Genomic DNA, 20,407 nt, shown 5'->3' on the forward strand with positions numbered 1-20,407 from the left:
ATATTTGTTACATGGTGTGGAATTTCTCATGGATAATGAGACACAGAAAGTAGTCATCATTGACGATGAACCAACAACACTCTTGTTATTAGAAAGTGCAGTAGAATCTCTAGCAAAGGTTGTTACGGTCTCGCAAAGCGCGAATGCGTTTTCGGTGATAAAAGCACAACTTCCTGATTTGGTTGTTCTAGATATAAGCATGCCTGAGCTATCTGGCTTTGAGGTCTGCAAGCAGTTAAAAGCGTGTCCAGAAACGGCAGCTATTCCAGTAATCTTTGTCACTTCCCATAGCGATCCGGAAAATGAACATGTGGCATTGTCGTTAGGTGCCATAGACTTTATATCCAAGCCCATTGATATTGGGTTGTGCCAGATGCGAGTTAGAAATCATCTCACTATTCAGGACCAAAAAACGAAGCTTGCTCGTGTTAATCACGAATTAGAAGCAGAGAAAAAGCAGCTTGCTATTACTCTCAAATCTATAGCTGACGGCGTTATTTCAATTAACGCAGCAGGGGATGTAACTTTTATTAACCCGGTAGCGCAAAGGTTAACCGGTTATAGTGAAACGGAAGCCCTTGGCAAACCTATCGATGAGGTTATGAATTTAAGAGATGCCTCGACAAATGAGCGTCTTTTAAACCCCGCTCTTTACGCACTAGAAGTGATGCGTCCGGTAGCTATGTCTTATAACGCCACGCTGGTAAGCCGACACAATCAAGTATTCAGGGTAGAAGATACAGCGTCACCGATTATTGATGAGGATGGCCAGCTTTCTGGCGCGGTTATCGTTTTCCAAGATGTGTCAGAAGCCATTGAAATGGCAGTGAAGATGACACATTTAACCAATCATGATCAGCTCACGGGCTTGCCAAACCGAGTGCTGCTGCACGATAGAATTGTTCAGGCTATCACTCGTTGTTTTACCTCTAAGCAAAGCATAGCGTTATTGTTAATTGATATCGACAATTTCAAGTACCTCAATGACAGCCTGGGGCATCAAGTCGGTGATTATATTATTGCGTCGATTGCAAAGCGCCTTGCTAAGGTTGTTGGAGAAAGCGCTACGCTGGCCCGCGTGGGTGGCGATGAGTTTGCCTGCTTACTTACTGAAATTGGTTCAGGCTACAGTGCAGACAGTATTGCTATGGCGTGTTTACAGGCGGGCAGAGAGCCCATTGATATAGACGGTAAGGCCCATCAACTTAGCTTAAGCATTGGAATTAGCCTTTATCCCCAAGATGCTGTTAATGCAGAAGAGATGATGCGCCATGCAGACTCAGCCATGTACCGCTCTAAATCAAAAGGCAAAGACACTTTCAGTTTCTTTTCAAAAGACCTGCAGCATGCCATGCATCATCGTGTGGAGATGGAGATAAAGCTTAGAAATGCTATCGAGAACGACAGTTTAGCCATTTATCTACAGCCAAAATATAACTTTGACGATAGCACAGTATTAAGTGCGGAAAGCTTAGTCAGAATGTTCGACGAAAATGGTAAAGTTATTGGACCTGATGAGTTTATCCCACTGGCAGAAGAGACTGGGCTAATACATCAGCTAGGAAAGCAAGTGTTGCAAAAAAGCTGTGAGTTTGTCGCTAAATGCAACGAATTGGGGCAAGGCTTCAAAGTGGCGGTAAACGTAGCTGCTAAACAGCTTTCAAACCCAGGCTTCGCAAAAGAAGTTGCTGAAATTATCAACGAAGCGGGTATCGCCGCGTCGTCTATAGAATTGGAGGTAACAGAATCAGCCCTAATGCACGACTTTGAACAAACCCGAGATATCCTGAACGACTTGGCTTCATTGGGCGTTACTATTGCGTTGGATGATTTTGGTACGGGCTATTCAAGTCTCTCTTATTTGCGTCAGTTCCCATTGAATGTGCTTAAGATAGATCGCTCTTTTGTTATTGATATGGATAAAGAGCAGCAGGCACATGATATCGTAACGGCAATAGTGCATTTAGCATTAAGTTTAGAGTTAACCATTGTTGCCGAAGGTATAGAGACACAATCTCATTTTGCCGCGCTCAAAGCACTTGGGTGTCACTTAGGGCAGGGGTATTTTATGTGTCGCCCTATGGCGATGGCGGATTTCTTCACAAAGTTCATCGATGATTGCCAAGTTGCGTAAAGTTCACAGGATGCTGAGTAGAGTGCTAATCGATAGTCTCTTCTTTATAACCTTGTCTTTCAAACCATACCTACTTGGAAGCAAACTAGCTGACTTTTCGATACAAATTTAGATGTAAGGTGTTAGACTTGCGTAAAACGTTGTTATTACTTTGATATTGTAAAAGTAGAAACAACGCAAGCGAGAATGGTCACCTTGGTGTAGTAATAATAAAAGTACCCGATGAATCGAAAAGAAATAAAACCCTACGCAGAGTGTAACGTACTTATTGTGGACGATGAGCCGATGAGTCGTATGCTGCTTGAATCCATCCTAGAGTCGGTGTTTACCTGTGCTACAGCCGAGTCAGGAGAAGAAGCCATATCCTACTGCGAGGCAAACCTTCCTGACCTAGTCCTGCTTGACATGAACATGCCAGACATTAGTGGGTTAGATGTTTGTACCGCTTTAAAAGCCTCGCCCGAAACGAATCATATCCCCGTCATTTTCGTTACGTCTACAATGGATATTGAGAGTGAAAATGCGTGCTGGGAAGTAGGGGCGTCAGATTTTGTCATGAAACCGGTTAACGCTTCTACGTTAACGCATCGCATCAAAACACATCTGCAGAATAAGCTTCGCACCGAATTCCTTGAAATGATGACATTTCACGATCAGCTAACGGGTTTGTACAATCGTATGTACTTAACCAACGAAATTCCGTTACTGATTAAGCAAGTTGCGAGAGACAAAGGTACGGTTGGAGCAATAATGATCGACATCGATTATTTTAAGCTTTTCAACGATACGTACGGGCATCTCGAAGGCGATATTTGTCTTCAAAAAGTGGCGCAAATTGTATCGGATACGGTTAAACGGCCGAAAGATGCTGTTATTCGCTTTGGCGGCGAAGAGTTTTTAGTCGTCCTCCCCTATATCGACCATCAGGGCACAAAGCTAGTGGCACATCAGCTTGTTGAGGCTGTCGCCAATGCAAGAATTCCACATGGTAAAGGGATAGAAAATCGCGTATCAATAAGTGCAGGCTTTGCAGTTTGGAAAGCTACGGATGTGGTTGAAGACGATGTGGCTGCGCTTATAGAAGACGCTGACATTTCACTGTTTGAAGCAAAAGAATTAGGGCGAAACCAAGCCAAGGGCTGAGGCCACCGCCCAATATCCCATCATAAAAATAGAATTTCTAGCCTATTGTTTAATATCCCGTATTCAAATCCCGAGCTATCATTATAAATGCGGGGCCGCTGTGCACGAATCGAGCAAGGCGGCAAGAATCTTGTGGTCTTTACGCTTGGGTAGCGAACCATGGTTTATTTTGACGAACAATCGAGTTTGAATGTGAAACTGGAACACCAGTTGAAGGCATCGCTAACCAGTTTGGTACAGCGAGGCTGCGATTCGTTTGGCGTGTTTCAAGGTTTACTTTTACAGCTGGACGAAGAGACAGTTAATATATTGGTTAAAGCTTCGTCGGCGTATGCACCCAACTTTAAGTCGGTCCCTTCTTTCTCTACCTGTGTGCCTGTAGACAACTGTTTCCCTGTAAACAGCGCTAAGTGTTCTACTGCATTTAAACAATGGTTTTCTACTTATTTTAATGCCGAAAAATACATCCGAGGCCGTGTTCATACCCTAGATGGAAGCCAAGTCTGCTTAGTCTTTATTAATGCGTGCCCGGAACAGTCGGTAAACCTCGACAAGCTGTCGCTGTTAGACGATTGCCTGAGCGTGATGTTGGATAAGTTTCATCTCGAAAAAGCAGAGACCAATCAAAACACGTTGTACGAAAAGTTACAAAGTGTAGCGAACATAGGCACATGGGAAGTTGATTTGACCACTAATGCACTTAGCTGGTCTTCACAAACTCGGCTTATTCACGAAGTCTCAGAAGACTTTGTCCCCACATTAGAAACAGCTATCAACTTCTACAAAGAGGGGTTTGATAGAGATGAGATAAACCGCATTGTCTCTCACACGGTCGCTACGGGTGAACCGTGGAGTGCAACGCTTGAACTTGTCTCCGCCAAAGGTAATTCAGTTTGGATAGAAACCCACGGCATGGCTGAGATGAAGCACGGAAAGTGTATTCGTTTGTTTGGGACTTGCCAAAACGTAAACAAGTCGGTGCAACTTAGACTCGAATTGGATGAGAGAAGAAGAGAAGCCGAAGCTGCGTCTAAAGAACGTGGCATGTTGTTATCCCGTATAAGCCACGAGTTAAAGACGCCGCTTAATGGCATTACCGGCATGCTGCAGGCGCTCAAGTTCGAAAATAAAGAAAATGTGCGAATGCGCAAAGCGGATGTGGCGCTTCATAGCGCAGACCGCTTATTGTCTCTTATAAACGATGTTTTGGATTACACCTCCATCATTAACGGCGAATTCTCACTAAAATATAGCGATTTTTGTGCGCGTTCGTTAATTGAGGATATCCTGGATGTATTTAAAACAAAATGTGCAGAGAAAGGCGTAAGGCTTTACGCGGTGCTGTCTTTTGACGAAAACACTTATGTTCACGGAGATGCCGCCCGAATCAGTCAAGTCATTACAAATTTACTATCGAACGCGGTTAAATTTACGCCGAAAGGGTATATTTCGGTGCAAGTCACGTTAAAGCACCAAGGCGATGTGCCTATCTTACTTGCGTCAATTGAAGACACTGGTGTGGGCATGAGTGATGAAATATTGTCACGTATTTTTAGACCATTTCAAAACGATACTGCCAGTGCCTCTGAAGAGTTAAATGGAAACGGTTTAGGGTTGTCTATCGTCAATCAACTTGTTGGCAAAATGGATGGCGAGCTTGAAGTGCGCTCAAGCGCAGGGAAAGGCTCCTGTTTCGATATTGCTATACCTGTAGAAATGGCAGTTTTAGATAAAGAAAAGCAGAGTGACGTTGTCCTCTCTTCAGACCTGCTTAGCGTTCCTCTTAACGTTTTGGTTGTTGATGACAACGATATAAACCGTTTCGTGCTTGCATCCATGCTAGAGAAGTTTAATTACCTTCCAGATGAAGCCGAAAATGGCGAAGTGGCCGTTCAAATGGCCCGAGCTAAAAAATACGACATTATTTTTATGGATTGCGCTATGCCAGTGCTCGATGGGGTAAGTGCTACTAAGATTATTGTCCAAGAAAACTTATTGCCCAAACACGGTCGTATTGTGGCTGTAACGGCAAATACAACGCCTGAAGATAAAACTAATTGTAGCAATGCGGGCATGGCCGATTTTCTTGCCAAGCCCGTGGTACAAAATGACGTTACCCTTCAGGTGCGCCATGCACTAAATGCTAAATCAGTGACAGCGTAGAGGTTAAAGTGCGTTTATTCCGCTGAAGGGGGCGTATCTTTTACGGTTTCCCAATGCGTTACAATATAGTCTGTAACCTGCGAACCGACATTATAGGCGGCTTCTATAGCGGCTCCCATTGCTGCATATCCATCGCCAGAACTCTCTAACTTTAGGTTCTCCGCAGCGCTCAACGATGGTGGCTGCATGGTAAAATTGCTCGCCGTTCTAAGAATAAGTAAGCGGTCTTTGTTGACTAACCCTGCATTGTCCAAGTAGCTCAAGCTTTGAAGTGTTGCTGAGTCTTCCATGCCCGAGGTAACAAAATTTCCTTTGCCCTGCGTCCAGTATGCCACCCAATCGTTTGCCCACGTATTTAGTTTTTCGCCATGCCAAAAGGTAGAAGCAGATAAATGCGCACCCATAGATATATTGGGAAGTGCCCTCGCATTAGCTGAGTTGGTGTACTTGGCTCTCAATGCATCCATCGCTTCGTTGTTTAAAAGCTTGGTGTCTTTTGTCAACGAATAGGCCCACTTTGCTAACGGTAAGTTCAGCGCGTACACCTCGCCATTTGGGCTGTTGTTTACGTCTACAGCGTCAGCGTTTTCAAAAGGCGCATGAGTAAAGAGGGGGAAATAACCCGTACTCCACTGAGACGGAATTTCTCTAGCGTCAATTTGATGTGCTAGGTCGCCATCAACTACGTAATCGGTCCAAATTGCACTTCCAATGGTGTTATCCGCAGGGTCGACTCCCGCGATCCCTGCGACCAACCAATAGGCTTGGGATAAATCAAAGCGAGGATCAAGACCTAGTGCCATTATTGCTGCTGAAGCGCGCGCAATGCCCATTCCCGTAACCATACCGATTACACCTGTATCAGGATTGGCGTAAATATCGTGAAAGCCATGAGGCAAAGGGTATTGGGTTGTGAGTTTCTGGCGAGCTTTCCACAATTGAAATTCACCAGGCGCGTCGCCTTCGTCGCTGCCAATTTCGAACATACTTACCACAACAACCTTCACTTTCATTGGCGGCTTAGCGTCATTGGTTTTAACACTGGCAGAATAACAACTGCTACAGAAACCCAAAAACATAGCCAATATAAGCAAAGCGTTGAAAAAGGCAGACCGTTTTTGTTTAAGCAGTGGATAAAAAGAAAGATGCATTTAGTACTCCTAAAAAAGAGCCCAGCATTATTAAACTGGGCTTCTTATCGAAAAAACTTACAGGCCTGAGAGCGTGTGTCGAACGTTCAATCTACACGTGAAGCACGACCACGCTCAAAGAGTATGCGAACTTAGAATGAGTAAGTAAATTTAGCATTCCAGTGACGCGGTAGCTCAGGTAGTACAATTTGACTACCAAATAGATCAGGGAAGTTAGAGCGGAAATAACGCTCGTCAGTTAAGTTTTTAACGGTTAAGTTCAACGACCAATCTTCTGCCTGATATGACAAGCCAGCATTGACTAACGTGTAGGCTGGAAGTGTCACTGCAGCTGAGTAGCCAGACGCGACCTCATCCACATCCACAATACTCACGTTGGCAGCATAACCATTTTGGAAGTCATAGGTTGCTGTCAGCGTGTAAATATTTTCAGGAATACCGGCCTTTCGTCCGTCAGAGTTTGTTTCTCCTTCACCAACAAGGTTAAGACCTACTACGTTCCCGCCAAAAATTAACGAAGGATCATCAAGAGCAACTAAATCGTCAGCACCTAAGAATCCAAATTGGTTTCCATTGGCAAGTGCAGTTAAGTTAATAACTTCTATATTTGTATAGCCAGCAGAAACAACAAGGTTCTCATTGACTACCCAACGAAGTTCAAATTCGGTGCCTTCGTTATTGGTTGTGTTGTTGGTAACCGTATTCTGTGTATTGAAGTCGGTTCGCTCTTGCTCAAAGAATGAAAGGGCAAAATAGAGTGTATCGTCAACGAGAGAACCTTTAATACCGTATTCCATCAGCTCAGAGGTATCGAATGCACCACCACCAGGTTGATTGAGTTGGCCAACACCAATCTCGGCGCCCTGGCCTGCAACAAGGGTAGCTTGCTCTGCTGCAGTGATATAAGGAATAAGGCCAAATTCAAACTCATATGAAATACTTGCGTTCCAAGACCATCCATCTACGGTTTCTTCAGCATAAACTGGTGTTTCATCTCCAGTAGCGCCCAAAAGTAAATCCGTACGCGATGTACTTTCAATGTCAATAGTGTCGTATCGTAAACCTAGTACTAAGTTTAAACCCCAGTCCCAAGTTAAATCGGTCATTGCAGCAATGCCTAAGTCTAAGTAATTACCTACGTCATAGTTGTCGTAGTTTTTACCCGAACGGGTAGACAAAAGGCGGCGATCGAGCGCTGAAGACGGCATGGTTAGGTCGCGACGATTAAAGAACTCGTAAGTGAAGTCATCGCCGTGCTCAAAGTCGGTATAGCGTACAGATGGTGAAAATTGAAATTGCGCTAATAGTCCGTCGTTCTCATATTCTGTCGCAAAAATTAGTTTGTCTTCTATAACCCAGCTGTCATGGAATTGTGAGAAGCCATAAGCATTTTCGTTTATGTTGTCGTATGCATCATAGAAAAGCTGGTTGCGAATTTCCCAATTATCCGTGTAGTAAATGGTGTCGAAGTAGAGCGTTATGGCTTCGTTACCAAGTTGGTCATCAGGTGCTACCAAAGTTTGGCTACCACTTAAGGTCGTAGTACCTGGGTTTTGTAATGCCATTAGAGGATCGAAAAAGTCGCCTGTAACCGAATCTAATGGGACAGCTGGCGTGAAAATAAACGGTGAAATCAAGTCGGCGACTTCAGCATATTCTTCGTGACTGATTTGACCGTCGCCGTCCGTATCTAATGGTTGAGCCGTACCTGTAATATAGGTTCCGTCGTCAACTAACTCCTGAGTTAATCGGTTCCAGCCGGCCACTTGGTTACCATCGTAGTCGTGGTACATACCACCAAATTCAAAGCGAAGGTTATCGGTAATATCGATATTAAATGATGCTTGAAGTACGGTTTGATCAGTCTGGGTATTGTCGTAGTAACTGTCAGAGTTTTCTAGCTCACCGTATATGTAATAGCCCATTTCTTTACCGGCAACACTAGTCGGTCCGCCAACTTCTGCGGTTAAAATGCTTTTGTTCCACGACCCCGTTGTGTAAGACAACGCGCCTGTTGGTGCATCTAAATACTGCCCCGATGACGCACGGGCAGACTTGGGATTAAAGTTCAGATAACCACCAATTTTTGATGGGCCGTAAATAGGTGATGCCGGACCACGAACGATGTCGATTCGGCTGGACGCGCCAATAGGCGTAGGGTAGTTACCTGGGTTGTCTAAGCGCTTAACACCGCGGAAGTAAGTTTCCCCGGGCGTGCCCCGCACATCCAGAGAGCCTGCAACACCGAAGAACGACTGTGTGAATGTACCTGGTGCGAACGCGACGAGTTCATCAATGTCTGAAACGTTGAAGCGCTCCATTTGCTCTTGAGAAATCGTGGACGCTGAGCGAGGCGTTTCGAGAATAGATTTGCCAAAGCCAAAAACTGACTCAACGTCTTGGCCAGGAAGGCTCCCAAGGGATCCTGTTACCTGAATTTTTTCAACGTCTTTTTCTTTAACCTCTGTCTCTTCTTGAGCAAAAGCTTGCGACGATAGCGCGACCGCGGTAGTCATTGCAAAAGCTTTTGCTAGAGGAGATAAATTGAATGTAGTGTTTTTCATGGTTTCCTCGTTATTTTTAGTTGCCCCTTTTTAGGGCTCTTTTCACGCATTTTTATATGCGTTTTGTTATTGGCAAGAGAGTTAGCAGGATGAGTGCCAACTACTTGTCCAGTTGGTCAACTTTTAACCTTCTCTTAAGTTGCTGAATTATAGGGATAAAAATATATAATGTTGTTCTTATATTGTTATTTTTATGTAAATAAACTCAATCGCATAAATGCATGCACTTATAAGGTGATTTTTAGCGAGCTTTTGCACTAAAAAGAGCAGAGGTTACGCCCGGTTGTCCGTCTACACTTAAAATGTGTGTCGAGTGAGCTGAGTGCTTAACAACCTCATGGTTTACAACGGCTTTTTCATTGAGTACTTTCGGCGCCCTACGGTTACCTTCTGGCTTTGGGTTGTGAATAGGCTCGTAAGCAGGGTTGTCCTGAGCAACGCCAGTGCTGCTTTCAATTTTTTGTGCACTAGCGTGTGGGGAAGCAAGGAGCTTTTTTCCAGGTAAGGTTAAATCAAGGATGACGGCGGTAAGGCCGGCCGAGGTTACTGGGGAAAGTAAGATATTTTCAAGCCATGAAGGCAATTCAGAAAGGGCTTCTGGTACCATCATTACACCAATCGCCATACCTAGCGCACACGCTGTCACCAAACTACTGCGCCTATCAAGTGCGTAGCTGGCTAATAGCTTTAAGCCACCCACGGCCACCATGGCAAACATAACCAGAGTAGCACCGCCAAGAACTGGCTTGGGAATAGCCTGCAGCACACCACCTACAATGGGGAAGAACCCAATAACAACGAATAGCGCTGCAACAAAAAAGCCGACCTTACGGCTGGCGATGCCGGTTAATTGGATAACCCCGTTATTCTGGCCAAATGTAGTATTTGGAAAGGTGTTGAACATGCCAGCAAGTAACGAATTAACGCCGTCGCCCAAAATCCCGCCTTTCACTCTTGCAAGATAAATCGGACCGCTCACAGGCTGCTTACAGAAAAGGCTATTTGCGGTTAAGTCGCCGGCCGTTTCTATTGCACTAAACAAATAGATGAGCGCGATAGGTAAAAAGAGAGTGATATCAAATGCAATGCCAAAGGCAAAAGGGGTGGGGATCGCTACGACGGAAAGCGAAGCTAGGCCGCTGAAATCTAATCCTTTTGTAATGCCGACATAGGTTGCGCCAATCGCCATACCTATAAAGATGGCACTCAAACGCAGCCAATGATTTGTTGAGGCGTTCAAGAAAACAATGATGAGCAACACGCCAAGTCCAACGGCTAAGTTTTCTGTGCTGGCGAAGTCAGCAGCGTGAAAGCCGCCCGCAAGATCAGTCATGCCTACGTTTATCAAGCTTAGCCCAATAGCGGTTATTACAATTCCTGTAGTTAATGGTGTAATGATACGTTTGAGTTTATGTACAAATAGACTAAACACCACTTCGACCATGGCACCCGCCATAGTTAATCCAAACAACAAAGACAAGACATCTTCGGGTGTTCCTCCATCCGCCTTGACCTGATTTCCTGCCAGTATCAACGCGCTAATAAACGCAAAACTGGTACCTTGGATGGCTACCAATCCACTGCCTACCGGGCCTATACGCTTTGTTTGAATTGCCGTGCCTATGCCGCTTACAAACAAGGCCATACTGATAAGATAAGGCGTGTATTCAGTAAGGCCCAGTGTTGATGTAACAATAAGAGTCGGCGTAATGACACCGACAAAGCTTGCAAGTAAATGCTGAAATGCCGCGGTAAGTGAAGGAAGAAATGCCGGACTATCATGTAAATCGTAAAGTAGTTCGCTGTGATTTGAAGACATGGTTATTTCCTTGTTATTTCCTTGTTATTTCCTTCATTGGTGCAGACCGAGGCGGCAAACTCGCAGATGAAATCACTGTAGCGTTCCACGTTGCTGTTAAGAGGTTGTACTTTGCTGTTTGCAGAAGGTATTTGGTTAGCGTTTTCCGCTATTAAGGCTAAAAACTGTGTTAGATCTCGGATTAGCTCAGTAAGTAGTTGCTCTTTTTTCTCGTCTTGTAAAAAGCTGTACTTGATACTGTTTTGACTTAATGTAACTAGCTCACTCCAGCTTAGATTGAACTGGGTAAACGCCAGGTAATATTCATCTGTGAGTGTGGCATCCCACATCCCTCGGTCGTCGGTTGAAAGTGCAGTGGGTACACCGGTTCTTAAAAGTTGAGGAAAGGGATGAGCGCTCAAATCATCGATGTATTCTAACTTTAGGTTTGAAATTAAATTGGTTTCAATCAAATAGCGGTTATGGCGCATGAGCAAATACGTTGAAGGATCTTTTAGCAGATTAATGCCATGGCCTATTCGCTCTGCGCCTAACAATAAGGTGTCGCGAATATTGGTATCTGCATGCTCAGATTCACCTGCATGAAAGGAGAGGCGAATGGCTGGATATTGAGCTCTAAGTCTCGTTATGGGCGCTAAAAAGCGCGTGGGTTGACCTCGGGGATCGTCCTCCCTGCCAACCAAATTTATCCCTACATACCATTTTCTATTGGCGTCTACGAATTTGAAGATCCAGTCTAGTTGAGCTTCAATGTTGTCAGTAAAACGAACCAAGGCATATTGAAAACGAACGGTGACACCGGTAGCTTTCGCTGGTTCGCTATCGAGCATGTCTGTAATAACTTTAAGTGCTTCAGCAGGGGGAAAGCGGCTCCCGTCTGCGCGATTCATAAACCTAACGTTCATTTGCGTTTCTAAATAGCGCACATTTTCTTGTTGATACAGCTGCATGTTTCTAAGCAGAACCTGCGCTGTAATATAGGGGTTTTGAGTAAGCTCGCTTAAACGCTGCCAGTGAAATTCAAAAAACTCCTCTCGACCTTCTTCTGGCTTATCAAGTTCAACACTATGGATAAACGCGTCTTGCTCTTTGTTACTTAGGGCATTCAATGCTTTATATTGCTTTTGTTTACATTTCGTTAGTTTTGAGTGGGTAGTGTTAGAAATAGTATGAAACAACGGCGCCGAGTCACACTCGCTATGATTCACCTTCGTGAAGTACTGATAGCCGCCGTTTAGCGCTTGATTAGTTGCTAGCTCATACCACCATTTGCCGTACGCCGAACCTGATAAGTGATGGTGCAAGTCACCGCCTTTTGGAAACTGTTTAAGTAGTTGATAGGTCTGTGAGTCGGTCAATGACTGTGTATATTGCTTAAACCAATTGTTTGCGTCTTCTTCAGTAGGAAAGGGGGTTGCGGCGGAATAAAGACCAACAAGGGATAAAGACAAAATGAACAGGGTTCGTACAACAAATGACATGAGCAATTTTTCTTAGCAATAGTTGCTCTATGGTTGCAAGATATTGACCAATTGGTCTGCTTAGTAATGTGTTTTTAAGTTGTTGTTTTAAAGTGTTTTTTATGTGGGGTTGGGTCAGGAGCAAATAATTAGGCAATTCGTAAGCCCCATTTTGGTGCCTAAACAAAAAAATGCGCTAAATTAGCGCATTTTTTCAGAGCAGTGCGAACGGTCGTTTTATAGGACTACGCCTTCATCTAACGTCACAAAAATTGAGTGGCGTACTTCATTGTACATTGCGCGGGAACAATGGCCTTCGCCTTCTGTGTCTTCTAGCAATAGTACGTCACCTGCTCCAAACACGTGGCGTTCACCGTTAGACACCGTAAATTCAGCACGCCCTTTAATTATGAAAAGGAGTTGTCGCGCCGGCGCTGGATGCCACTTAAAATCATAATCTGCAGGCGTTTCGCGAAAAATGATCTTATCGGCTCCAAATTTTTCTGAAAGCATGCCGATGGGACCGCCGTCTTTTAGCGCAACCTCCACTTCGCCAAAATGACTTTTGCCTGCTTCATCGTTGTAAATCCTTGTTATTTTCATTATTAACCCTTCATTGAAACTTTACTGATTTGAGCACTACGTATGCTTGAGCTTGCTAATGGTTTTATAAAGTACTGACAAACTTGCGGCCACGTCATCAATAGTAATAGATTCTGCAGGGTGGTGACTTATTCCGCCCTTACAACGTGTAAACAACATGGCCACAGGGCAAATATCTGCAATGGCCATAGCGTCATGACCTGCACCCGAGGCAAGTACCCTTGGCTTAATTCCGCTTTCTTCTACCCCCCGAACGAGTGCTTCTTTTAGCAGGCTATCGCAATGCACCGCAGGTGCGCTGTGGGTTTGCTCCCGTGTTAGCGTTATTTGTCTTGCATGCGCAATGGCATCAAACTTTTGCAATATTTCTGCCAATACAGAATCTCGCAATTCATCATCTTCGCTTCTGATATCGAGAGAAAAACGTGTGCGACCAGAAATGACGTTAACACCGTTTGGCGCATTTTCAATTTTACCTACCGTGGCTACAACGCCCGGACGCTGCAAGCTTATGCTCTCTACAGCCAATAGCATCTCTGCACTTGCGCACAATGCATCTCGTCGCATAGACATTGGCACAGTGCCAGCGTGACCCGCCATGCCTTCTACTGAAAAATTAAAACGTTTTGCACCTGCAATAGCACTGACAACGCCAACAGGCAGATTTTCTTGTTCTAAAACAGGGCCTTGTTCAATGTGTAGCTCTATGTAGCCCAAAATGTCGGTACGGGAAATAGCGGCACTGTTTACTGCATCGAAATTAAGGCCGAAGTTCGCCATGGCTTGCTCTAAGTTCACGCCATTTTCATCTTTTAAATGACGCCATTGCTCTTGCCACTTACCGGTGAGCGCGCGGCTTCCTAAAAGGGTGGTGCCAAATCGCGTACCTTCTTCATCACAAAAACCCACAATATCGATATGAAAAGGGAACTTGGTTTGCGTGCCGTCAAACATAGCGACCAGCGAAATAGCGGCGACCACGCCGAGCATGCCGTCGTACTTTCCGCCGTTAGGCACAGTGTCGAGGTGGCTACCTAGAATTAATCGCGGTGCGTTGGGCACGCTTGATGTATAGCGCCCCCATATATTGCCAACGGCGTCTTGCCAGGTGGTCATTCCGGCTTCAATCATCCACCCTGAGGCTAGTTGATTTGCAAGCTTGTGTTGTTCGGTCAAATAGCGCCTGTCTAAACAGGCTGGGTCCTGGCTTAAGGTGCCTAATGTTTCGCACCTTGCCATGACTTGCGTAGCCAATTCAGCAAATTCTGCGAATTCACCCATTGGTGACTCCCGCCGCTTTAGCCTTAGCATAAACGCTAAGCGCTGCATCTACACCTTTACCAGCAGGTAGCGCAAACCCTTGCATACGAAGCACAGTTTCAAGGGACTGGAGGGTATGTAACACGGCATCTTCTCTGGCGTTATAGCCCATAGTGCCAATGCGCCAAATTTTTCCTTTTAGCGGACCAAAACTAGTGCCTATTTCAATGTTAAAACGCAGAAGTAAGGTTTCGCGTACCTCTTCGCCATGAACACTCTCGGGAATATGAACACCTACAACGTTGTACATTTTGTGTTTCAGATCGCCGAAGGGCTCAAGTCCCATGGCCTGAATACCGGCTAGCATCGCGTCGCCCGCTACTTTGTGACGAGCAATCACGTTCTCCTGGCCTTCTTCTAAATGCAGGCGCGCGCATTCACGGGCGCAATAGAGCATACTGGCCGCTTCGGTGTGGTGATTTAGTCGCTCCTCGCCCCAATAATCCATGATCATGGGCAAGTCGAAGTAGTTAGAACGAATTTTAGGGCCACGCGCGGCTTCATGGTGAGCATCGCGAATGCCGGCTTCAACGTGGTGACGGGTACGCACGGTTTTAACAAACTTGTCGCTTAGTGTAATAGGAGCACTGCCTGATGGGCCTCCTAAGCACTTTTGCAGGCCAACTGACACCGCATCTAATTTCCATGCATCAACGTCTAGCGGGTTCCCACCTATTGACGCTGTTGCATCGCAGTAAAACAACACATCGTTTGCTTCACAAATCGCGCCAATTTCTGCAAGCGGTTGCAGCATGGTGGTGGACGTATCCCCTTGAACAATGGCAAGCAGTTTTGGCTTTACGTCTTTTATCGCGTTTTCAATTTGTTCAGACGTAAACACTTCGCCCCACGGCACTTCAATGGTGTGAACTTCAGCGTCGGCGCGCTCTGCAATTTCAGCAAGCAAATGCCCAAAACGCCCGAAGATAGGTACGAGGACTTTATCGCCTGGCTCTATTGCCGAAACCAATACAGCTTCAATTCCAGCGCGCGACGTACCGTCAACCAAAAAAGTTTGCTGGTTTTTCGTATTGAAAACATCGCGGTAAAGTTGCATGACCTCGTTCATGTAGCCAGTCATTACAGGATCATATTGACCTACTAACTGGGTAGACATGGCGCTTAACACACGGGGGTAGCAGTTAATTGGGCCCGGGCCCATTAGCAAGCGAGGCGGCGGGGATAGTGGAGCAAACGTTCTGTTAGAGGCTTCTTTAGACATGTGGGCACTCCTAGATAAGCACTTGCGCTAGCATGCGCAAGCCAGTGATGATGAGAACAACGGCGAAGATTTTCTTAAGTAAGCCAGCGTCTAGCTTATTGGCTATGCTTGCACCGACAGGCGCAAATAACACCGTGAGCGGAACAATGCAGACAAACCCCAGCAAGTTTACATAGCCGTACGTAGCGAAGGGCGCATCAACAGGAGTGGTACCAACAAATAGCAGCGTAAGCGCCGCTGGAAGCGAAATAATTAAACCGACTGCAGCAGCGGTGCCCACCGCTTTGTGTGCTGGGTAGTTACAAAATGTGAGAGTCGGCACGGTTAACGTACCGCCACCAATGCCTACCATAGAACTAAATAGGCCAATGCAGGTTGCCATAATCGACTGACCCGCGCGGCCCGGTAGCCCTTTAAATAGCGCGTCTTTCTTGCCAATAAGCATATTAATGGCAGACAAGGTTGCAATAATGCCAAACAGTAAGGTAAGGAACGTCGGGTTAACCGCCGTCACCGCATAGCTTCCGGCAAGCACGCCAATTAGAATGAATACTGCCCACGCTTTTAGCAATGCAAAGTCTACATTGCCTTTACTGTGATGAGCACGAATAGAGCTTACTGAAGTAGGGACGATGGTTGCCAGAGACGTTGCCGTGGCTATTACCATTGCGCTCTCAGGGGACACACCAAGGGCTTGGAACAAGAAAAACAGTACCGGCACAATAACAATGCCTCCACCTACGCCAAGCATTCCTGCTAGTATGCCTGCGAACACGCCTGTTCCCGCAAGCGATAATATAACCGTTAGGTTATCCATTAAAAACTGCATGTGATTTCTTTCTCTTTAACGTTTGTTGGTTTAACTATTTGTCAGTGCTGCGTCTTAGCCACTGTGAATAAACTAGCGATGTCCAAAGTAAGCTTTGCCGTCACTTCTTGGGTCGCTTGCGCCGCTAACCGTACCTTCTGTGTCGCGAATGATTGCACCAGCATGACCCATGAGTTCGTTGCAAGGATCTACCGTCACCATATCGTGGCCCCGTGCCAGTAAGCTTTCCCCCACATACTCAACTAAGTCACGCTCTGCTTTTAAGTTGTGACTCTGATCGCCCCAGGTTCTACCAAGTAACCAACGGCCTAGGGAAATAGCTTTGGCGATAGGTTGACCGTGGTACACATGACGAGCAAACAGCGCCGCTTGGGTTTGAGGCTGACCTTCACCACCCATGGTGCCGTAGCTCATGCGTCGACCGTCGACAAGCTCAGCGAAAGCGGGGTTAAGTGTGTGAAATGGTTTCAAGCCTGGGGCCAAATATTGGTTACTGTTTGGATCGAGTGAAAACGAAGTGCCACGGTTGTTCCAAACAATGCCTGTTTGCGGGCTCACTACGCCCGAGCCGAACTCCCAGTAAAGTGACTGTATGTAGCTCACCATTCGGCCTTCAGAATCGCAGCAACCCATCCAAATAGTATCGCCGTGCTTGGCTTCGTGCGGCCAAGGAAGTGCTTTATCTAATGAGATGTGCTTCACCATTTCATCAAGCACATCGTCACTTAACAGGCTTTGAAGACTAACAGGCGTACGAGATGGGTCGGTTACGTTCGCGTTACGCGCAATGAAGGCTTGTTTCGTGCATTCAATAAGTAAATGCACCATGTCAGCATCGGTGCTGCCCAAATGCTGAACTTTGTCGTACAAGGCTAAAATAATGAGCGACGCCACACCTTGTGTGGGCGCCGGCAAGTTATAAAGCTTGCCTTTGCTGGTGGACACTGACAATGGCTCAACAATTGTCGCTTTGTAATTGTTAAAATCTTCAAGACGAATAGGGGAGCCGGCGGCTTCTAAGTCTTCAGCCAGCTGTGAAGCTAACTCACCGTGATAAAAATCATCTAACCCTTTTTCTGCTAAATGCTTCAAAGTTTCAGAGAGCTTTGTTAGCTTTAAAATTTTACCTTTTTTAAGGGCTTTCCCCTTAATCAAAAACTGAGCGAAATTTTCATCCGCACTTAGCTCTTCAAAGGTTTTGTTGCTGGCATCCACCAAGCTCTGGGTAACTTCAATCCCCCAGTTAGCTTGACTAATCGCCGTATCGAACAATGTGCTTAACGGTAAACCGCTTTGCCATTTGTGACTTAATTCAAGCGCGGCTTGCCAACCAGCAACTGCGCCTGCCATGGTTAATGCTGACTTTCCGCCTCGGCTAGGTATGGCATCGCTACCCTCGTAGAAAGAAGGTGTCGCGCCCTTTGCTGCTACGCCAGATGCATCAATGCCAATCGGCTTTTTACCAGGTTCACTGATTAGCCAAAATCCATCACCGCCCATGCCATTCATGTGCGGGTATTCAACCGCGATAGATGCTGCAGCAGCTACCATAGCTTCAATAGCGGTGCCGCCTTTTTCTAATATGTTTAAGCCCACTTGCGATGCCGCAAAGTGAGGGGCAGTAAACGCTATATTTGGTTTTTCACTCATTTTTAATTCCTTCAAAAGCTCGGCAACCGCGCAGTCAGTTTAAGCCCAAATCAGGCAAAATGACGGGCGCTTAGGTCTTACTTCCGCTTTCTAGTTTCAACTTGAATGCGATAGGGCGCTAATGCTTTTTTTAAGTGCAACTTAAAAAAACAGGCGCGCTTTACACGTTTAGCGAGTGGTTAGCTTTTTTGCTAACGCGAGAAGTGCAAGATCGTTGCCTTTTTTGCCCACTAGCGATAATCCGCATGGGGCGTTGTGTAGGGTAAACAACGGCAAATGAAGTTGGGGTAATCCCGCAAGCCCAGCTATCGCCGTGAGTGCGAGCAGAGCGTTTCTATCATTTGCCAGCGTTGTTTCATCGGCATCACATCGAGGTGCTACACCGGGTGTCGTGGGAATAATCAATACATCTATTTCTTCAAACAGCGTGTTTAAATGATTGATTACCACAGATTGTTGCGCTTTAGCTTGTTCTACTTCTTGCGTTGTTATGGTTTTACACCAATTCAAGCGCAACATTATATCTTTGGCGATATCGGGTTGAGTGTATTCAATCCATTCGCCATGTTGCTGCCATATTTCATTGCCCTGTAAGGTACGAAAGGTAGCGGCAGTTTGTAAGGTTTTTAAATCTAGCTGTGTCTCTGACAATACAATACAGTCGTTGTTATCTGCCAGCGCTGCAAGCCATGTTTTGCACAGCGATTTGTGAGCGGCCTGCTCAAATAAATGCGCCGCTATGCCAAATCGAGGCGAACCTGATATTTCACTTTGTGTTGCGCTATCTATGCAGACATTGGCAACTTTAGTCAGCGTGTTTAGGTCGCGTGTCATCCAGCCCACGGTATCAAACGACGGAGCAAGTGCCACCATATTGTCGCAGGCCACAACGCCGTGCGTGGTGCGAAGCCCCCATAACCCTTGATAGCTAGACGGTACGCGAATAGAGCCGCCGGTGTCGGTGCCAAGCCCTATGTCGGCAAGGTGCGCGCTAACGGCCACCGCTGAACCTGACGAAGAACCACCAGGTATATGAGCTGGTGCCACTGGATTTACCAGTGTTTCGTAGTGCTTATTCTGCCCGTGTAAACTGTAGGCAAGTTCATCAGTGATGGTTTTGCCTTTGAACGCGGCACCCGCTTGAAGCATCTTTGCTACGCAACGATTGGTGTTTTTCGGAATCGCGTGTGTGGCTAACCAATCAGGATTTCCTGCTGCAGTTGGCAATCCTTCAATGTGAAACAAATCTTTCACTGCCAGACCTAGTCCGCTAAGCGGCAATTTACTTTGACTTTTTGCCTGATTCAGCGCTTTTCCTGACGCCGAAAATGCGTCATCTTTAACACTACCGTCAAGACTGAATGCGATTTCTAGGTTTTTAATTGCCTGTGTGAACTTGGCATCACAGGGCTTCAGTACAAAAGGAGAGCTCACAGCGCGTTACTTATTCGTTATTGTTTCTTTATTCGTCGTTAGATTAATGAAACAACTGTTTCATTAAAAAGTCAAGAGAAACGAGCGTTACTTCATTGGGCATTTTAGTACGTACATTATTTTCTGTGAGTTACATAATTGGTAAAGCGCTGAGTAAATCGTTAAAGAACACTAAATAAGTTGCTAAAAGCCTTGGGGGTTTTGCTTCAGGTATGCAACTTCTTCTGGTGTCGACTCGCGCCCTAAAATTCGGTTGCGGTGAGGGTAGCGGCCAAACATTTCAATTATCTGTTGATGGCGCTTTTCAAAGGAGAATTCTCTTTCAAGGCCTTCTTGTGAAAACAGTTCCAATGCGACGTCGTGGATTGCGAGTGATTCACTATGCATAAACGGCATATACAGAAACGCGCGCTGCTGCGGTGTAAGTACCTTATCGGCTTCAACACTTACCGCTTCTTGCGCAAGAACCAAAGCAATGCTGTCTGCACTGAATGCATCTTTGTCATTGCGATGAATATTTCGCGAGAATTGATCGAGAAGAATTATTTCGGCAAGACGACCGGTAGCCGTCGCTCGCCAAGGCCACAACTCGCCCTTTATGGCTGCTGCACGCAATTTTGAAAATCGCGAAGTGATCGTTTTATCTAGTGCTGCATCTTCCTTAAACCATTGCTCTGGGGAGAGTTCTCCAAACCAAAAGTCTAGTACACCGTTAGCTTCTTCCATGACTACTTGCGTTTTATCCATATCAACTCCAACCACACGCTTTTAGCAGTGAAATTAAATTAACAGGTACGTTTTTATGCATTAAAACCCAAAATAAGCGTTGTGAATTAATACTTATACCCATTTTTAAGCGCTTTAGTTCCCTTTACGCTTGCAAAATAACAATTCTCTGCTATCTGCTCTCTTTAT

The 20,407-nt window shown here is 45.7% G+C and carries 14 protein-coding genes; 3 read left to right on the forward strand and 11 right to left on the reverse strand.

Translation table 11 applies throughout. The features are described from left to right. Positions 1 to 28 precede the first annotated feature (28 nt). The 3 genes from MHN00_RS15340 to MHN00_RS15350 all read left to right on the forward strand — a co-directional run bounded on the left by MHN00_RS15340 (position 29) and on the right by MHN00_RS15350 (position 5,440). Positions 29 to 2,134, forward strand: coding sequence for an EAL domain-containing protein (locus tag MHN00_RS15340; protein WP_239301656.1), 2,106 nt, complete (start codon positions 29 to 31; stop codon positions 2,132 to 2,134). A 222-nt stretch (positions 2,135 to 2,356) separates the two neighbouring features. Further along, positions 2,357 to 3,277: a diguanylate cyclase gene (locus MHN00_RS15345; RefSeq protein ID WP_110287935.1), complete on the forward strand. Its 921-nt coding sequence runs from the start codon at positions 2,357 to 2,359 to the stop codon at positions 3,275 to 3,277. A gap of 159 nt (positions 3,278 to 3,436) precedes the next feature. Continuing rightward, positions 3,437 to 5,440: an ATP-binding protein gene (locus MHN00_RS15350; protein ID WP_039227188.1), complete on the forward strand. Its 2,004-nt coding sequence runs from the start codon at positions 3,437 to 3,439 to the stop codon at positions 5,438 to 5,440. 14 nt (positions 5,441 to 5,454) lie between these two features. Here MHN00_RS15350 and MHN00_RS15355 read toward each other — a convergent pair whose 3' ends face one another. The 11 genes from MHN00_RS15355 to MHN00_RS15405 form a co-directional block, all read right to left on the reverse strand. Beyond that, on the reverse strand, positions 5,455 to 6,591 hold the full coding sequence (locus tag MHN00_RS15355) for a purine nucleoside permease (protein ID WP_239301657.1): 1,137 nt from the start codon (positions 6,589 to 6,591) through the stop codon (positions 5,455 to 5,457). Between the two features lie 131 nt (positions 6,592 to 6,722). Further along, complete coding sequence (locus MHN00_RS15360; protein WP_239301659.1) at positions 6,723 to 9,155, reverse strand: TonB-dependent receptor; 2,433 nt, start codon at positions 9,153 to 9,155, stop codon at positions 6,723 to 6,725. 241 nt (positions 9,156 to 9,396) lie between these two features. Further along, positions 9,397 to 10,974, reverse strand: coding sequence for a nucleobase:cation symporter-2 family protein (locus MHN00_RS15365; protein WP_239301661.1), 1,578 nt, complete (start codon positions 10,972 to 10,974; stop codon positions 9,397 to 9,399). A 2-nt stretch (positions 10,975 to 10,976) separates the two neighbouring features. Then, complete coding sequence (locus tag MHN00_RS15370; protein WP_239301662.1) at positions 10,977 to 12,455, reverse strand: adenosine deaminase; 1,479 nt, start codon at positions 12,453 to 12,455, stop codon at positions 10,977 to 10,979. A 216-nt stretch (positions 12,456 to 12,671) separates the two neighbouring features. Further along, positions 12,672 to 13,037 (reverse strand): AraC family ligand binding domain-containing protein, encoded by a 366-nt coding sequence (locus MHN00_RS15375; protein WP_239301663.1) that lies wholly within the window; start codon positions 13,035 to 13,037, stop codon positions 12,672 to 12,674. Between the two features lie 36 nt (positions 13,038 to 13,073). Next, complete coding sequence (locus MHN00_RS15380) at positions 13,074 to 14,318, reverse strand: allantoate amidohydrolase (RefSeq protein ID WP_239301664.1); 1,245 nt, start codon at positions 14,316 to 14,318, stop codon at positions 13,074 to 13,076. Then, on the reverse strand, positions 14,311 to 15,579 hold the full coding sequence (locus MHN00_RS15385; RefSeq protein WP_239301665.1) for an alanine--glyoxylate aminotransferase family protein: 1,269 nt from the start codon (positions 15,577 to 15,579) through the stop codon (positions 14,311 to 14,313). The genes MHN00_RS15380 and MHN00_RS15385 overlap by 8 nt, the downstream gene beginning before the upstream one ends. Before the next feature lie 10 nt (positions 15,580 to 15,589). Then, positions 15,590 to 16,408 carry a sulfite exporter TauE/SafE family protein gene (locus MHN00_RS15390; RefSeq protein ID WP_014949089.1) on the reverse strand — a complete coding sequence of 273 codons (819 nt, stop codon included), beginning with the start codon at positions 16,406 to 16,408 and terminating at the stop codon, positions 15,590 to 15,592. 72 nt (positions 16,409 to 16,480) lie between these two features. After that, complete coding sequence (locus MHN00_RS15395; protein WP_239301666.1) at positions 16,481 to 18,058, reverse strand: gamma-glutamyltransferase family protein; 1,578 nt, start codon at positions 18,056 to 18,058, stop codon at positions 16,481 to 16,483. Between the two features lie 168 nt (positions 18,059 to 18,226). Continuing rightward, positions 18,227 to 19,492: an amidase gene (locus MHN00_RS15400; protein WP_239301667.1), complete on the reverse strand. Its 1,266-nt coding sequence runs from the start codon at positions 19,490 to 19,492 to the stop codon at positions 18,227 to 18,229. A 183-nt stretch (positions 19,493 to 19,675) separates the two neighbouring features. Beyond that, the gene (locus MHN00_RS15405; protein WP_014949092.1) at positions 19,676 to 20,239 is read right to left on the reverse strand and encodes a DUF924 family protein; all 564 of its coding nucleotides are present in this window, start codon (positions 20,237 to 20,239) and stop codon (positions 19,676 to 19,678) included. Positions 20,240 to 20,407 lie beyond the last annotated feature (168 nt).

It is taken from the genome of Alteromonas sp. Cnat2-8 (genome assembly GCF_022348355.1).
GTDB classification, from domain to species: domain Bacteria; phylum Pseudomonadota; class Gammaproteobacteria; order Enterobacterales; family Alteromonadaceae; genus Alteromonas; species Alteromonas macleodii.

Excerpts from the sequence above, each read along its gene's own strand:
- MHN00_RS15340 (WP_239301656.1), top strand. The coding sequence starts at position 29 with ATGGATAATGAGACACAGAAAGTAGTCATCATTGACGATGAACCAACA.
- MHN00_RS15345 (WP_110287935.1), top strand. The coding sequence starts at position 2,357 with ATGAATCGAAAAGAAATAAAACCCTACGCAGAGTGTAACGTACTTATT.
- MHN00_RS15350 (WP_039227188.1), top strand. The coding sequence starts at position 3,437 with ATGGTTTATTTTGACGAACAATCGAGTTTGAATGTGAAACTGGAACAC.
- MHN00_RS15355 (WP_239301657.1), bottom strand. The coding sequence starts at position 6,591 with ATGCATCTTTCTTTTTATCCACTGCTTAAACAAAAACGGTCTGCCTTT.
- MHN00_RS15360 (WP_239301659.1), bottom strand. The coding sequence starts at position 9,155 with ATGAAAAACACTACATTCAATTTATCTCCTCTAGCAAAAGCTTTTGCA.
- MHN00_RS15365 (WP_239301661.1), bottom strand. The coding sequence starts at position 10,974 with ATGTCTTCAAATCACAGCGAACTACTTTACGATTTACATGATAGTCCG.
- MHN00_RS15370 (WP_239301662.1), bottom strand. The coding sequence starts at position 12,455 with ATGTCATTTGTTGTACGAACCCTGTTCATTTTGTCTTTATCCCTTGTT.
- MHN00_RS15375 (WP_239301663.1), bottom strand. The coding sequence starts at position 13,037 with ATGAAAATAACAAGGATTTACAACGATGAAGCAGGCAAAAGTCATTTT.
- MHN00_RS15380 (WP_239301664.1), bottom strand. The coding sequence starts at position 14,318 with ATGGGTGAATTCGCAGAATTTGCTGAATTGGCTACGCAAGTCATGGCA.
- MHN00_RS15385 (WP_239301665.1), bottom strand. The coding sequence starts at position 15,579 with ATGTCTAAAGAAGCCTCTAACAGAACGTTTGCTCCACTATCCCCGCCG.
- MHN00_RS15390 (WP_014949089.1), bottom strand. The coding sequence starts at position 16,408 with ATGCAGTTTTTAATGGATAACCTAACGGTTATATTATCGCTTGCGGGA.
- MHN00_RS15395 (WP_239301666.1), bottom strand. The coding sequence starts at position 18,058 with ATGAGTGAAAAACCAAATATAGCGTTTACTGCCCCTCACTTTGCGGCA.
- MHN00_RS15405 (WP_014949092.1), bottom strand. The coding sequence starts at position 20,239 with ATGGATAAAACGCAAGTAGTCATGGAAGAAGCTAACGGTGTACTAGAC.